The organism is Streptomyces sp. UF-297, from assembly GCF_058245575.1.
Genome location: NZ_JBSIBZ010000019.1, coordinates 13,352 through 26,561, shown reverse-complemented (window position 1 = coordinate 26,561; position 13,210 = coordinate 13,352). Strand labels below are relative to the sequence as shown.

Sequence of the window (13,210 nt, the reverse complement as noted above, 5' to 3'; positions counted from 1 at the left end):
GACAAGGCCGGAAACCGCCCCCCGGCGCGGCACCTGGTGCCACAATGCCTGTATGGGGCAACGAACTTCGTACAGCGCACCCGCCACACCGGTCGCACCTGCCACGGAGCGCCCGGACCGCACCGCCGCCACCGCCCACGCCTGGGCGGCGCTCGGCGGCGACCCGGACCTGACCGGCCGCATCGCCTACGACGGCGCCCCGGGCGCGCTCGCCTCCCGGCTCCCCGTCCTGCCGCTCGCCCGCGCCACCGTCGCCGTCTGCGCCTTGGCCGCCGCCGAACTCGCCGCCGAGCGCACCGGGCGGCCGGTGCCCGCCGTCCGGGTCGACGACGCGGCCGTGGCCACCGCCTTCGTCAGCGAGCGCCATCTGCGGGTGAAGGGCCGCGAGGTGTCCACCTTCGCGCCGCTCTCGCGCTTTTGGCCCACCGCCGACGGCTGGGTCCGTACGCACGCCAACTACCCGCACCACCGCGCCCGGTTGTGCACCGCCCTCGGTCTGCCGCAGAGCGCCGGGCCCGCCGAGGTGGCGGCCGAACTGGCCACGCGCCGGGCCGCGGAGACCGAGGAGAGCGTGTACGCGGCGGGCGGGCTGGCCGTCGCGGTACGCACCCCCGAGGAGTGGGCCGCGCACGCGCAGGGCGCCGCCGTGGCCGGACAGCCGCTGCTGACCCTGGAGCACCGCGGCGACGCGCCGCCGCGCCCGCTGCCCGCCCTCACCGGCACCCCGCTGCTGCCCGCCGCCGGGCTGCGCGTACTGGACCTGACCCGGGTGATCGCCGGGCCCGTCGCCACCCGCACCCTGGCCCTCCTGGGCGCGGACGTGCTGCGGGTGGACGCTCCCCAGCTGCCCGAGAGCCAGGACGCGCACAGCGACACCGGGTTCGGCAAGCGCTCGGCCGTACTGGACCTCGGCACCCGCACCGGCCGGGCCACCTTCGAGGACCTGCTGGCCACGGCGGACGTGCTGGTCACCGGCTACCGGCCCGGCGCCCTGGACCGCTTCGGCCTGGATGCCGGGGCGCTGGCCGAGCGCCACCCCGGCCTCGTCGTGGCCCGGCTCTGCGCATGGGGCGCGTACGGGCCCTGGGGCGCCCGGCGCGGCTTCGACAGCCTGGTGCAGGCGGCCACCGGCCTCGCCGTCCTGGAGGCGGACGCCGAGGGCCGTCCCGGCGCGCTCCCGGCCCAGGCCCTGGACCACGGCACGGGCTATCTGCTGGCCGCCGCGGTGCTGCGGGCGCTGACCGGCCGGGCCCGGCACGGCGGTTCGCCCCTGGCCACCCTCGCCCTGGCCCAGACCGCCCACTGGCTGCTCGAAGGCCCGCTCGCGCAGGCCCTGGACCAGGAGGCCGCGCCTGCGGACGACAGCTGCGACCCGGCCGCCCACCTGGCCGTGACCGACAGCCCGCTCGGGCTGCTGCGCCACGCCCTGCCGCCCGTCGCCTTCGACGGCGGCCCCGCCAACTGGGCCCGCCCGCCGGGCCGCTGGGGCACGGACGCACCGGTGTGGCGCTGAGAGCCCGTGTCCGGCCCCCGGCCACCCCGCCGTCCCCCCGCCGTACGAGGTCTTCGTACGATCGGTCGATGGCGGACGACGAGCGAGCGGGCGACGAGCGAGCGGGCTCCGGGCCCATGGAAACCAGCGGTCCGGGCCAGCGGTATCTGGCCCGCGCGGCGCGGGTGGGCATCCGGCACTTCAGCGCCGCGGACGGGCCGGAATTCACGGCGCGGGCGCGCGAGAGCGCGGCGCTGCACCGGCCCTGGCTGTTCCCGCCGGACACCGACGAGGCGTTCGCCGGGTACTTCGCCAGGCTCCAGGAGCCGCAGCGCGCCGGCTTCATGGTCTGCGAGCTGGCCGGCGGCGGCATCGCGGGCTTTGTGACGATCAACAACATCGTGCACGGCGCCTTCCGCTGCGGCGCGCTGGGCTACGGGGCCTTCGCGCACGCCGCCGGGCGCGGCCTGATGGCCGAGGGGCTGCGGCTCGTGGTGCGGCACGCCTTCGGGGAGTTGGGCCTGCACCGCCTGGAGGCCAATGTTCAGCCGGACAACCGGGCCTCCGTCGCGCTGGTGGAGCGGACCGGCTTCCGGCTGGAGGGCTATTCGCCGGATTTCCTCTACATCGACGGGGCCTGGCGCGATCACGAGCGCTGGGCCATCACCGGCGAGATGGTGTGATCCGGAGTTCTCGCCGATCAGTCACGGCCCTGCGCGGCAGCGCGCAGCGATCCCGTCGGTGAGGGTATCGGCGCAGGTCAGTGGCCGGATGCCCGGGCGACGGTGCGGTGCGCCGACCGGCCGGCGAGACGGCGGGCGAACAATTGACGGACATTCGCCGGGCCGCAGGGCCCCCGAGCAGGCGCATACTGGTGCCAATGACAAAGCCAGCAGTGCCTCAGCGTCATCTGCCCACCAGCCCCTTCAAGGCCGCGGTCGCTCCACCCAGCAAGGAGTTCGCTGTGGGGGACCGTGTCACTCACGATGTCTACGGCCTCGGGTGGGTCACCGGCATCGAGGAAGGTGTCGCGGCCCTGGTCGACTTCGGCGCCCGACAGGTACGGGTCGTCGCTCCGTACTCCAAAATGACCAAACTCTAGGGCGGCTTGCCCGCGGGGGTGCGGCGGTGTGCCCCGGCCGGGACGGAGCCGGATTGTCAGTGGCGGGTGAGACGGTGGCAGCATGACCGTCACCTTCAAGCGCTCCGTGCCCGTCTTCCGCATCTTCGACATCGACAAGGCCCACGAGTTCTACGTCGGCTACCTCGGCTGCGCCGTCGACTGGGAGCACCGCTTCGAGCCCGGCATGCCGCTGTACACCCAGGTCTCGCGCGGCGACCTGGTCCTGCATCTGTCCGAGCACCACGGCGACGCGACACCGGGCTCCACGCTGTATGTGGAGCTGGAAGGGGTGCGCGAGCTGCACGCCGAGCTGTCGGCCAAGGCGTACCCGTATCTGCGCCCCGGCCTGGAGAAGGACGAGATCGGCACCTGCCTGACCCTCACCGACCCGTTCGGCAACCGGCTGCGGCTGAACGAGCCCCCGCGATGACCTCCTCCTCAACTGCCCCTGCCCGCGCGGTTGAAGTGCGGCGCACCGACCCGTGAGGATGAGCCCATGCGCCGTACCGTGCTGATCGACGCCCCCTCCAACCTCGGGCTGCGCCCGCCCGCGCCCGGCACGGTCCCCGGCTGCGCCAAACTCGCCGGAGCGCTGCGCGAACAGGGCCTGCTGCGGCGGCTCGGCGCGCTGGAGGGCGGCGTCGTGGTGCCGCCGCGCTACGACCTCACCGGCTGGAAGGAGGGCGTGGACGGCGACTTCAACGCCCCCGCCCTCGCCTCCTATACGGCCCGCCTGGCCGACCGCGTCCAGGCGCATGTGCGCGCCGGCGACTTCCCCGTGCTGCTCGGCGGGGACTGCAGCATCCTGCTCGGCGCCGTCCTGGGACTGCGCCGCCTGGGCCGCTACGGCGTGGCCTACCTCGACGGCCACGCCGACTTCCGCCACCCCGGCAACGCCGGACCGGCAGGCCCGCTGGGCGCCGCGGCGGGCGAGGGCGTCGCCCAGATCACCGGGCGCGGCCAGGCCGACCTCACCGACATCGAGGGCCGCGCCCCGTACGTACGTGATCAGGACGTACGCATCCTGGGCATCCGCGACGCCGACGAGGACCAGGCGGAGCTGCGGTCCCTGGGCATCGAGCACCGCACGGTCGGCGCGCTGCGCGAGCGCGGTCCGGCCGCCGTGGCCCGCAAGGCGCTCACCCACCTGGGCAGCCACGAACTGGACGGCTTCTGGATCCACCTGGACGCCGATGTGCTGGACCCCTCGGTCATGCCCGCGGTCGACAGCCCCGACCCCGACGGGCTCACCACCGACGAACTGCGCGAGCTGCTCGCCCCGTTGGCCGCCTCCCCGCGCTGCGCCGGACTCGACCTGGCCATCTACGACCCGGACCTGGACCCCGGGGGCAGCGGCGCCGCCCTCCTGGCGGCCCTGCTGGAGGACGTCCTGACCCAACCTTGACCGCTCGGAACCGCTTCGGTCTCAAGAAGCCCTGTTCAGACCGGCGGTGACGATGTTCCATGGTCAACAGGCGGCCGCCGCAGCAGAGGTGGCCCGGTCCAACCTTGCGAGGCAGCCGTGGCCACGAGTGTGCGACGCACCACCCTGACCCTTCCCGCAGCGCCCCTCGGCCCGGAGAACCCGCTGCCCGCCCTGCGCGCGCCCCGCGACGTCCACCGGGCCGACCGCCGCGCCGGACCGGGCGCCACCATCCTCGCGCCGGGCACGCGGCTGCCCGCCGCCATGGCCCGGGGCATCGCCCACGAGCCGCTGCGCTCCCTGCTGCCCGTGCGTCGGCGCGACGGCTACGGCCGCAGCCGCTCGCACACCGACCTGGACGCCCTGGTCATCGAGAACGACCGGCTGCGCGCCACCGTCCTGCCCGGCCTGGGCGGGCGGGTGCACTCCCTGTTCCACAAGCCCACCGGTGCCGAACTCCTCTATGCCAACCCCGTCCTGCAGCCCGCCGAATTCGCCCTGAACGGCGCCTGGTTCTCCGGCGGCATCGAGTGGAACATCGGCGCCAGCGGCCACTCCACCCTGGCCTGCGCCCCGCTGCACGCCGCCCGCGTCCCCGCCCCCGACGGCGGCGAGATGCTCCGCCTGTGGGAGTGGGAGCGGCTGCGCGACCTGCCCTTCCAGGTCGACCTGTGGCTGCCGGAGGGCTCCGACTTCCTCTACGCCGGGGTCCGCATCCGCAATCCGCACCATCACAGCGCGCCCGTGTACTGGTGGTCCAACACCGCCGTCCCCGAAGGCGAGCACACCCGCGTGCTGGCCCCCGCCGAAGCGGCCTGGCACTTCGGGTACGAGCGGCGGCTGAGCCATATCCCCGTACCCCACTGGGAGGGCACCGACCGCACCTACCCGCGGCGCAGCGAGTTCCCCGCCGACCACTTCTACGACATCCCCGACGGCGCCCGCCGCTGGGTGAGCGCGCTGGACGGGTCGGGCACCGGCCTGGTGCAGACCTCCACCGACCTGCTGTGCGGCCGCAAGCTGTTCCTGTGGGGCGCGGGGCGGGCGGGCCGCCGCTGGCAGCGCTGGCTGACCGAGCCCGGCACCGGCGGCTACGCGGAGATCCAGGCCGGGCTGGCCACGACGCAGCTGGAGCACGTCCCGCTGGAGGCGGGCGGGGAGTTCGCCTGGCTGGAGGCGTACGGACCGCTCGCGGCGGACCCGGCCGCCGTGCACGGCGAGGACTGGACCGCGGCCCGCGCCGAAGTGGCCGGCCGTCTGGAGGCGGCGCTGCCGCGCGCCGCGGTGGACGCCGCCTTCGCCGCCTGGCGCCCCTACGCCGACCTCGACCCGAAGGAGAACCTGGCCACCGGCTCGGGCTGGGGCGCCCTGGAGGTCCTGCGCACCGGGCACGCCCTGCCCGGCACGCCCTTCGAGCAGGCCACGCTCGGCCCGCAGCAGGAGCCCTGGCGCGCGCTGCTGCACACCGGCGAACTGCCCTGCCAGGGCTCCTTCCCGGGCCCGACCCTGGTCTCCCCGGCCTGGCGGGACCTGCTGGAGTCCGCCCGCCCCGCGCCCGGTTCGGCCTACCGCCTGACCGACTACCACCTGGGGGTCGCCCAGTGGCACGCCGGTGACCGCGCCCAGGCCGTGCGCAGCTGGGAGCGCGCGCTGGCCCACCGGGAGAGCTGCTGGCCGCTGTACGCCCTGGCGGTCGCGGAGGCGGAGGCGGGGGAGCCCGCACGGGCCGCCCGGCGCTACGCCGAGGCCTTCGCCCGCGCCGTGCGCGACGTGGAGGGGGAAGCGGCGGGGGAGGGGACACCGGAGGACATCAGGGCGCTGCTGCCCGCGCTGGCCCGCGAGGCGGTCCCCGCGCTGCTGGCCGTGGGCCGTGCGCAGGACGCGGCGGCCGTCCTGGACCGGCTGCGCCCGGCCGACCTGGAGCGCGGGCGCTTCCTGCTGCTGCGGGCCCAGGTCCTGCTCGCCCAGGGCCTGGCGGACCAGGCCCGCGCGCTGCTGGAGAGCCCCTTCGAGGTCGCCGATCTGTGCGAGGGCGGCGAGGAGCTGAGCGACACCTGGTACGCCGTCGCCGAACGGCTCGTGGCGGGCGACGGCCCTGTCACCGAGGCGGTACGCAGCCGCGCCCGCGCCCAGCACCCGCTGCCCGAACGCCTGGAGTTCCGTATGCGCCCGGTGTGAGCACCGGGCGGGACGCCGCGGAGCGCCGGGCCCCGCCGACGGCCCGGCCCCGGTGCGCCGCCTCGCGCACCGGGGCCGGACCCGGCGGCCCGCTCATCACGAGTGTGACTCGACGGGCTCCTCCACCTGCCTTCGTCCCTTGACGGCTCCCTGCTGCACGGGCACGAAGTCCTCGGCGCGGCAGGTACGGCAGTGCCGCTCGGCCCATCCGGTCAGCGCCGCGGAGCAGGCGTGGTCCATGTGCCGCAGCCCGGACAGGTTCAGCTCCACCTCACGGTCCTTGGGCAGCGCCTCCAGCTGGTCCAGCAGCTTGGGCAGCCGCAGGAAGGTGGCGTTGCCCACCACCCGTACGCGGACGGCGCCACTGCCCTGGAGGTTCTCGGTCTCCAGGTGGACGTGGGAGGTGTCCCAGGCCGTCTTGGCGATGGCCAGCAGCAGCCCGATGATGACGCCCTCGAACATGTTGGTGGCCACGATGGCGATCGCGGTGACCGCCAGCACGACGGCCTCGCCGCGGTGTTCGCGCCACAGCGGCACGAAGTCCTTGACGGGGATCAGCTTCCAGCCGGCGTGCACCAGCACACCCGCCAGCGCCGCCACCGGGATGATGCCGAGCGCGGCGGGGAAGGCCGCGGCGAACACCAGCAGCCACACGCCGTGCAGCACCCGTGAGAGCTTCGTCTTCGCCCCGGCCTGGACGTTGGCGGCGCTGCGTACGATCACCGCGGTCATCGGCAGCGCGCCCAGCGCCCCGCACACCGCGTTGCCCGCGCCCTGGGCCATCAGCTCCTTGTCGTAGTCGGTACGCGGGCCGTTGTGCAGCCGGTCCACCGCGGCGGCGCTGAACAGCGACTCCGCGGAGGCGATCAGGGTGAAGGCCAGGATGGTGCCGACGACCCCGAAGAGCGCGCCACCGTGCACCAGGCCGCCGAACGCGCTCGCGCCGGGCGGCTGGATGGCGTCCAGCAGCCCCTGCACCTCCACGCGGGCGATCGGCAGGTCCAGGGCGAAGACGGCGATGGTCGCCAGCGCCACGGCCACCAGCGGTGCGGGCAGGATGCGGGCCGCCTTCTTCCAGCGCGGCCACAGCACGAGTACGGCGACGGTGCCGACGCCGACCGCCAGCGCGGACAGCGCCGCCGGCGAGGAGAGGGTGTCGGCGGCCAGGGCGGGCAGCCCGCCCAGGTTGGCCAGGCCGCTGCCCGGTGCCTTGGCATCCGTCAGGGCGTACAACTGCCCGGCGATCAGCACCAGTCCGATGCCCGCGAGCATCCCCTGGACCACCGCCGAGGAGATCGCGCGGAACCAGCGGCCGAGCTTGAGGGCGCCCATCGCCAGCTGGAGCGCTCCGGAGATGAGCACCAGCGCGCCCAGGGCGCCGAGGCCGTGCTCGGTGACGGCCTCGTAGACCAGCACCGTCAGTCCGGCGGCCGGGCCGCTGACCTGGAGGCTGCTGCCGGGCAGCAGTCCGGTCAGCAGACCGCCGACGATGCCGGTGACCAGGCCGAGTTCGGCCGGGACACCGGAGGCGACCGCCACGCCCACACACAGCGGGACGGCGACGAGGAAGACCACGATGGACGCGGTGAAGTCCGCGCGCAGGAAGGACGGTTTCTTGAGGCTCTTCATGGTCGGCCGCCTTCAGAGGGGGAGAAACAGGTCGGTTTCCGCGTGGTGCGCGGCGACCAGGCCGGTGTGCACCTCGTAGTACCAGCCGTGCACGTTCACCTCGCCCAGGTCCAGGCGCTCGCGTACGCACGGGTACTCGCGCAACCGCCGTACCTGCTCGCGTACATGGCGCTGCACGGCGGCGGCGACGGTGGGCCCGTCGTCCGCCGGCAGCTCGAAGGAGAGCTGGCGCTCCAGCCAGTCCCGCACGGCGGGCACGGCCTCCAGGTTCTCGCCGCGGACCTTGGCGCCGACCGCGCCGCAGTGGGAGTGACCGCACACCACGATGTCGGCGACGCGCAGGACGCGCATCGCGTACTCGATGGTGGCGGCCTCGCCGCCGGGCGGTGTGCCCTCCTCGTACGGAGGCACGGCGTTGCCCGCGGTGCGCAGTTCGAAGAGCTCGCCGGGGCGGGCGCCGGTGATCAGGGACGGTATGACCCGGGAGTCGGAGCAGGTGATGAACAGGGCTAGGGGTGACTGGCCGGCGGCGAGACGGCCGAAGTTCTCGCGCTCCTCACGCCGGTCGGCGATGCGAGCGGTGAAGCCGCGGGCATGCTGGATGAAGGTCTCCACGACAGGGTGTCTCCTGCAGGTCGGTGTGGGGGTGCCATTTCAGGGGATGGCCTGACCCGTTGATCGGGTGGGTGTGGGGAAGCCCCTGGACCTGTCAGCAGCGGAAGACGCAGTGCAGTGTGAGCAGCGCGCCGGGTCTCGACGCATGGCCGGTGCGGCCGCGCACGGGGGTAACTCCCGTACCTTTACGGACACATGATGTGCCGTCAGCGCAGCAGGTGCACGGTGGCGTCGGGCGGTTGTCCGACGCGGGGGCGCAGACGCTGACCCGTCCTGCGCGGCGCGCGTGGTTGCGTTCGGCGTCCCGGCCCGCGCACTCCTCGGTGTCCTCGACCGCCTCGCGCAGGCCCGGGGAGGACGGCGCGGCGGTGGTCGAGGGGGCCGGTGAGGCGGGTCCCGCGGCCTGTGCCGCCGCGCCGAACAGCAGCGCCAGGACGACGAGGGCGGTGGTCACGGCCGCCCGGCGCAGGCGAACGAGTGCGGTGCGTGGGTCGTTGCGCATGATCGCCTCCCGATGCGGCCGGCCGCCCGGTGGCCGGCTCCGACACGGGGAGCGGGGCCCGACCGGGCAGGGTGATTATTTTTACGGCTAAAGGCGCTCTAACAGTGCAGCACCCAGGATTTGCTGACAAAAGACTAAATAGCGCCATGTGGAATCGGCGGGGCCGGTTTCCGACCGTCGGTGGACCGCGGACCGGCGCCGCCGCGCCGCGGCAGTCGCGGTCCGGCGCCCCCGTGCTCCGTCCCAACTCCGGTGTCCCTTGCGCCCGTTCGGTGCGTTCTCGCAGGTGAGGGCGGTTGCCGGGGGAGCGGTGCCGGAGGGGGCGACGGTGGCGGGCGGGGGCCACGGACGCGTCGAGGTGTTCTACCCGCGGTCCGTGCCCGCCCCGCACGGCGCGGAACGGACGGCGGTTAGTCCGTCAAGTCGACGTCTTTCGGCCGGTGCCGGCCCCGCGTCGGAACCATCCGGAATGGCTCATGAGCCACCGGCCCCCCTGGTTGTGCCCCGGCCGCGAGGGGCCTCCTCGCGCGGGCGGGCCGCCAGGGCGGCCACCGGCACGACCGCGAGGGCCAGGACTGCCCCGCCCACCGCGAGCACCGGGAAACTGCCCGCCGCCACGACCAGGCCCGAGGCCATTCCGCCGGTGGCGCCGGCGATGGCGATCCCCACGTCGACCAGCCCCTGCGTCGAGGCGCGGGTGGCCAGCGGCACCGCGTCGGTGACGATGGCGGTGCCGCTGAGCAGCCCGAAGTTCCAGCCCAGGCCCAGCAGTACGAGGGCGACGGCGAGCACGGGCACCGAGTGCGGCGGCGCCAGCGCGGCCAGCAGTCCGGCGGCCGGCAGCGTGAGGCCGCCGGCCGCGGCGACGCGCCGCGCGCCGAGCCGGTCCACCAGCAGCCCGGTCAGCGGCGAGGGCAGGAACATCGCCCCCACGTGCAGCGCGATAACCAAACCGGTGGCCCGGGTTCCGTGCCCGTGTGCCTGCATGTGCACCGGCGTCATCGTCATGACCGCGATCATCACCAGCTGGGTGAGCACCATGACCGCCGTGCCGGTGACGACCCCGCGCACATCCGTACGGGCGGGCGCGGCCGGTGCCGCCTCGTCGCCCGGGTCCGCGGCCGGGGCCTCGGCGGCGAGCCGGCGCGCCAGCCGCAGCGGATCGGGCCGCAGGAAGCAGCCCAGTACGACGGCCGCCGCGGTGAACGCGGCCACCGCCAGCAGGAAGGGACCGGCCAGCGCCGGAATGCCCCAGGCGCGGGCGAGGTCGCCGGAGACGTCCACCAGATTCGGGCCGACGACCGCGCCGAGCGTGGTGGCGAACAGCACCGTGCTGACCGCGCGCCCGCGCCGCGCGGGTGCGGCCAGGTCGGCGCCCGCGTACCGCGCCAGCAGATTGGTCGCGGTCCCGGCCCCGTACACCAGCAGCGAGGCGAACAGCAGAGCCGGGCTGCCGACGGCCGCCGCCACGACGACCCCGAGGCTGCCCAGCGCGCCCACCGCGTACCCCGCGGCCAGTCCCGGCCTGCGGCCCCAGCGCTGGCACACCCGGCCCACGCCCACCGCGCCGAGCGCCGCCCCGCCGGTGAACAGCGCGGCCGGCAGCCCCGCCAGCGACGTCGAGCCGAGCATCTCCTGCGCCAGCAGCGCGCCGACGGTGATCCCCGCGGCCAGTCCCGCGCCGCTGAGGACCTGGGAGAGCACCAGCACGGTCAGGACGCGCTTTTGCTCAGGGGGCTCCAGCGCCCGTGCGGGCGCACCCGAAGTCCCGTGCGTCTCGGGCGAGTTGGCGGGCTCGGACGCCCCGGAGGGCACCCGGTCCGCGGGCGGCGTGGTGAGGTCGGGCGTGGCGGGATCGCCGGGCCGAGCGCTCATGGTTCCTTTCCCCGTGTCGTTCGTGGCCGCGTCGGCGGCGCGTTACGCCGCCTCCAGCGGCTGGAGGTCGGCGATCTCCTCCAGCGACATGCCCATCTGCTCGTGCAGGAAGCGCACGATGGTCCAGTGCGGCAGCGCGCCCTCGTCGAAGGGCCCGAACTCCCGGCAGTACAGCGGGATCCAGCGCAGCGCCTCCTCGATGGCCTGCTCCCGGCCCGGCTCCTGCTGGTACTCCTCGTACGCGATGGAGCGGTGCTCGATGAAGAAGCGCCCCGGCAGCCGCTGTTCGCACCACTCGCGGTACTCACGGGTCTGCAGGATCAGGTAGTGCCAGATCTCGTCGATCTCCTGCTCGACGGGCAGGAAGAGCCCGCTGAGCCGGTCGTGGTGGCGCGAGACGAGGTAGAGGTAGCGCAGGCACTCGGTGACCTGGCGCTCGACGTAGGCGCGCGGCGCGTCGGTGGCGGCGGCGAAGTGCGCCACCACCTCGGCGTGCAGGGCGTCGCCGAGCAGGGCCTTGAGGTCCTCGTCGGTCACATGGGTCTGCGTGGGCTGTGTCGTCATGGTCATCCCGTGTGGAGGGGCGGTCGTTCGATGCGGGTCCGTGGCCGTGGCCGGTCAGTGCTCCCGTACGAGCCAGACGTACTTCCCCGACTTCCCGACGGGGATGTGGTCCTGGTGCTCGACGCGGCCTGCCCGGCCGGTCAGTTCGGCCACCCCGCGCTCCAGCGCGGCGGCCTCGGACGGCTCGAGCGGGGCGCCGTCGAAGGTGGTGTACCGCAGCAGGGCCCTGGCCGGGTCGGCGACATCCAGCTGGTGGACGAACACCCGCGAGGAGACGGCGGTGATCCGGTCGTCGAGATCGCCCTGGGCGACCGGCCCGTGCGCGGTGTCCAGGAGCTCCTTCTCGCGGCCGCAGAACCGGGAGATCTTCGCCGGGTCCGGCGTCCCGTCCAGCGTGCGGGCGCAGTCCCCCGAGCGGTAGCGGATCAGCGGCATGTACGGGTTGCGCACACTGGACACGATCAGGCTGAAGATCTCGCTGCCCTCGGTGACCGGGACCAGCTCGACGCTCATCCTGTCCAGGTAGGGGTGGTACCGGCCGTCGCGGTCGCTGTAGTAGAGGTAGCCCAGCTCCGTACTGCCGAACAGGTCCACGACCGGGCAGGAGAAGTGCCGCTGGAGATAGCGCCGCACGGTCAGCGGCGTGTACTCGTAGGCGTGCACGATGCTGGCCGGCTGCGGGAAGCCCTCCCACAGGCCCCACTCGACCGCTTTGCGCACCAGATGCGCCAAGTGGTAGCCGGAGCAGTCCAGGTGGTACCAGCCCAGCGGGTGCGACTGGCGGGCCGTGCGGATCTCGGCGAGCATCCGCTCCACGTCCGCGGGCTGCCACAGCGCGGGGTCCAGCTGCAGATTGAGGTAGAGGGTGCGCGCGTCCAGCCGCCGCTCCTCCAGCTCCGGTACGGCAGCGGGCTGCTCCCCGCGCTTGTTCGCGTTGACCCGGGCGACGTGCTCGGTGGCCAGCACCGTGGTCAGGGAGACCCGCTGGCACCCCTGCTGCCAGGTGTCGGCGAGGTCGGGGTGCTCGCTCCACAGCTGGTAGTAGGAGTGGAGGAGGAAGTACGGGGGCCGGATGATCTGCATACGGGCGTGGTTGGTGCCCGTGGAGAGCACGAACTCCGCCTGGCCCGCCTCAAGTGCCGCAGCCAGCGCGGGAGTCATCCAGTTGTCCGGGAAGCCGCGGGCGATCTCGGGCTTCTCCAGGATGGGGAAGTGGCCCCGCTCGATGGACGCGCGGTAGATCGGGATGTCCCTGACCTGGTCCACGACGTCGGCGCTCGGCTGGCCGTCCATTGCCACCTCGGTTCTGCTCGGATAACGGACCCCGGGGCGCGGCCCGGCGGGGGTGCCGGGAAGCGGACCGGCGGTGCGCTCGGCACCCCGGACCGCCCCCGCGGCTCAATCAGCTTTCTGGCAGCGGTGGTTCAGCCGCGGGTCAGCAGATACAGCCGGACTTCGTCGCGCTGATGCAGCCGGACTTGGAGGCGCTGATGCACCCGTCCTTGCCCGAGTCGCGCGGCGAGTTCACGGCGATCCACTCGCGCCAGACCTTGTCCTGGGCCATCTTCGCGATGAGCTTTTCCATTTCGGGCCTCCGAAAGGTGGGGGTACGGCGAGGACCGTGCACGTTCGCCGCCGCAATCGAACGTAAAAGGCAGGCCAAGTGCATGTCAAAGCATGGCAATGTCCAGGTGGCTCAAATGCTGGCCCGCGAGGCGACTTTGGCTTGATCCTTTCTGAGTGATCTCCCGTCCCGCCGGTACGCCGTACGGATGTAGTCGGTCATAAGCGGAATGTTCACCCGGTGTT

Annotated in this window: 13 protein-coding genes; 6 read left to right on the top strand and 7 right to left on the bottom strand. The window is 73.9% G+C overall.

What is annotated here, in order from left to right; all coding sequences use genetic code 11:
• The first annotated feature begins 52 nt into the window (after positions 1 to 52).
• The 6 genes from AC4IJH_RS13855 (at position 53) to AC4IJH_RS13830 (ending at position 6,216) form a co-directional block, all read left to right on the top strand.
• Positions 53 to 1,513 (top strand): CoA transferase, encoded by a 1,461-nt coding sequence (locus AC4IJH_RS13855; RefSeq protein WP_490851957.1) that lies wholly within the window; start codon positions 53 to 55, stop codon positions 1,511 to 1,513.
• A gap of 116 nt (positions 1,514 to 1,629) precedes the next feature.
• Positions 1,630 to 2,175, top strand: coding sequence for a GNAT family N-acetyltransferase (locus AC4IJH_RS13850; RefSeq protein WP_490852026.1), 546 nt, complete (start codon positions 1,630 to 1,632; stop codon positions 2,173 to 2,175).
• A gap of 197 nt (positions 2,176 to 2,372) precedes the next feature.
• The gene (locus tag AC4IJH_RS13845; RefSeq protein WP_490851956.1) at positions 2,373 to 2,594 is read left to right on the top strand and encodes a hypothetical protein; all 222 of its coding nucleotides are present in this window, start codon (positions 2,373 to 2,375) and stop codon (positions 2,592 to 2,594) included.
• A gap of 82 nt (positions 2,595 to 2,676) precedes the next feature.
• Entirely contained in the window at positions 2,677 to 3,045 is a 369-nt protein-coding gene (locus AC4IJH_RS13840) for a glyoxalase superfamily protein (protein ID WP_490851955.1), read from the top strand.
• 66 nt (positions 3,046 to 3,111) lie between these two features.
• Positions 3,112 to 4,020 (top strand): arginase family protein, encoded by a 909-nt coding sequence (locus AC4IJH_RS13835; protein ID WP_490851954.1) that lies wholly within the window; start codon positions 3,112 to 3,114, stop codon positions 4,018 to 4,020.
• A 117-nt stretch (positions 4,021 to 4,137) separates the two neighbouring features.
• On the top strand, positions 4,138 to 6,216 hold the full coding sequence (locus AC4IJH_RS13830; protein WP_490851953.1) for a DUF5107 domain-containing protein: 2,079 nt from the start codon (positions 4,138 to 4,140) through the stop codon (positions 6,214 to 6,216).
• A gap of 96 nt (positions 6,217 to 6,312) precedes the next feature.
• Here AC4IJH_RS13830 and AC4IJH_RS13825 read toward each other — a convergent pair whose 3' ends face one another.
• From AC4IJH_RS13825 to AC4IJH_RS13795, 7 genes are all read right to left on the bottom strand, one after another.
• A complete protein-coding gene (locus AC4IJH_RS13825; protein ID WP_490851952.1) occupies positions 6,313 to 7,845 on the bottom strand; it encodes a SulP family inorganic anion transporter in 1,533 nt (510 codons plus the stop codon).
• A gap of 12 nt (positions 7,846 to 7,857) precedes the next feature.
• The gene (locus tag AC4IJH_RS13820) at positions 7,858 to 8,460 is read right to left on the bottom strand and encodes a carbonic anhydrase (RefSeq protein WP_490851951.1); all 603 of its coding nucleotides are present in this window, start codon (positions 8,458 to 8,460) and stop codon (positions 7,858 to 7,860) included.
• Positions 8,461 to 8,554: 94 nt separating this feature from the next.
• Positions 8,555 to 8,962, bottom strand: coding sequence for a hypothetical protein (locus AC4IJH_RS13815; RefSeq protein WP_490851950.1), 408 nt, complete (start codon positions 8,960 to 8,962; stop codon positions 8,555 to 8,557).
• Positions 8,963 to 9,436: 474 nt separating this feature from the next.
• Positions 9,437 to 10,837 (bottom strand): MFS transporter, encoded by a 1,401-nt coding sequence (locus AC4IJH_RS13810; protein ID WP_490851949.1) that lies wholly within the window; start codon positions 10,835 to 10,837, stop codon positions 9,437 to 9,439.
• 42 nt (positions 10,838 to 10,879) lie between these two features.
• On the bottom strand, positions 10,880 to 11,401 hold the full coding sequence (locus AC4IJH_RS13805) for a glycine-rich domain-containing protein (RefSeq protein WP_490851948.1): 522 nt from the start codon (positions 11,399 to 11,401) through the stop codon (positions 10,880 to 10,882).
• A gap of 54 nt (positions 11,402 to 11,455) precedes the next feature.
• A complete protein-coding gene (locus AC4IJH_RS13800) occupies positions 11,456 to 12,694 on the bottom strand; it encodes a hypothetical protein (RefSeq protein WP_490851947.1) in 1,239 nt (412 codons plus the stop codon).
• A 142-nt stretch (positions 12,695 to 12,836) separates the two neighbouring features.
• Positions 12,837 to 12,986: a hypothetical protein gene (locus AC4IJH_RS13795; protein ID WP_490851946.1), complete on the bottom strand. Its 150-nt coding sequence runs from the start codon at positions 12,984 to 12,986 to the stop codon at positions 12,837 to 12,839.
• Positions 12,987 to 13,210: the final 224 nt, after the last annotated feature.

What these genes read in the sequence shown, in the direction of transcription:
- AC4IJH_RS13835 (WP_490851954.1), top strand. Translation starts at nt 3,112, where the DNA reads ATGCGCCGTACCGTGCTGATCGACGCCCCCTCCAACCTCGGGCTGCGC.
- AC4IJH_RS13815 (WP_490851950.1), bottom strand. Translation starts at nt 8,962, where the DNA reads ATGCGCAACGACCCACGCACCGCACTCGTTCGCCTGCGCCGGGCGGCC.
- AC4IJH_RS13810 (WP_490851949.1), bottom strand. Translation starts at nt 10,837, where the DNA reads ATGAGCGCTCGGCCCGGCGATCCCGCCACGCCCGACCTCACCACGCCG.
- AC4IJH_RS13805 (WP_490851948.1), bottom strand. Translation starts at nt 11,401, where the DNA reads ATGACGACACAGCCCACGCAGACCCATGTGACCGACGAGGACCTCAAG.
- AC4IJH_RS13850 (WP_490852026.1), top strand. Translation starts at nt 1,630, where the DNA reads ATGGAAACCAGCGGTCCGGGCCAGCGGTATCTGGCCCGCGCGGCGCGG.
- AC4IJH_RS13825 (WP_490851952.1), bottom strand. Translation starts at nt 7,845, where the DNA reads ATGAAGAGCCTCAAGAAACCGTCCTTCCTGCGCGCGGACTTCACCGCG.
- AC4IJH_RS13840 (WP_490851955.1), top strand. Translation starts at nt 2,677, where the DNA reads ATGACCGTCACCTTCAAGCGCTCCGTGCCCGTCTTCCGCATCTTCGAC.
- AC4IJH_RS13800 (WP_490851947.1), bottom strand. Translation starts at nt 12,694, where the DNA reads ATGGACGGCCAGCCGAGCGCCGACGTCGTGGACCAGGTCAGGGACATC.
- AC4IJH_RS13795 (WP_490851946.1), bottom strand. Translation starts at nt 12,986, where the DNA reads ATGGAAAAGCTCATCGCGAAGATGGCCCAGGACAAGGTCTGGCGCGAG.
- AC4IJH_RS13855 (WP_490851957.1), top strand. Translation starts at nt 53, where the DNA reads ATGGGGCAACGAACTTCGTACAGCGCACCCGCCACACCGGTCGCACCT.
- AC4IJH_RS13845 (WP_490851956.1), top strand. Translation starts at nt 2,373, where the DNA reads ATGACAAAGCCAGCAGTGCCTCAGCGTCATCTGCCCACCAGCCCCTTC.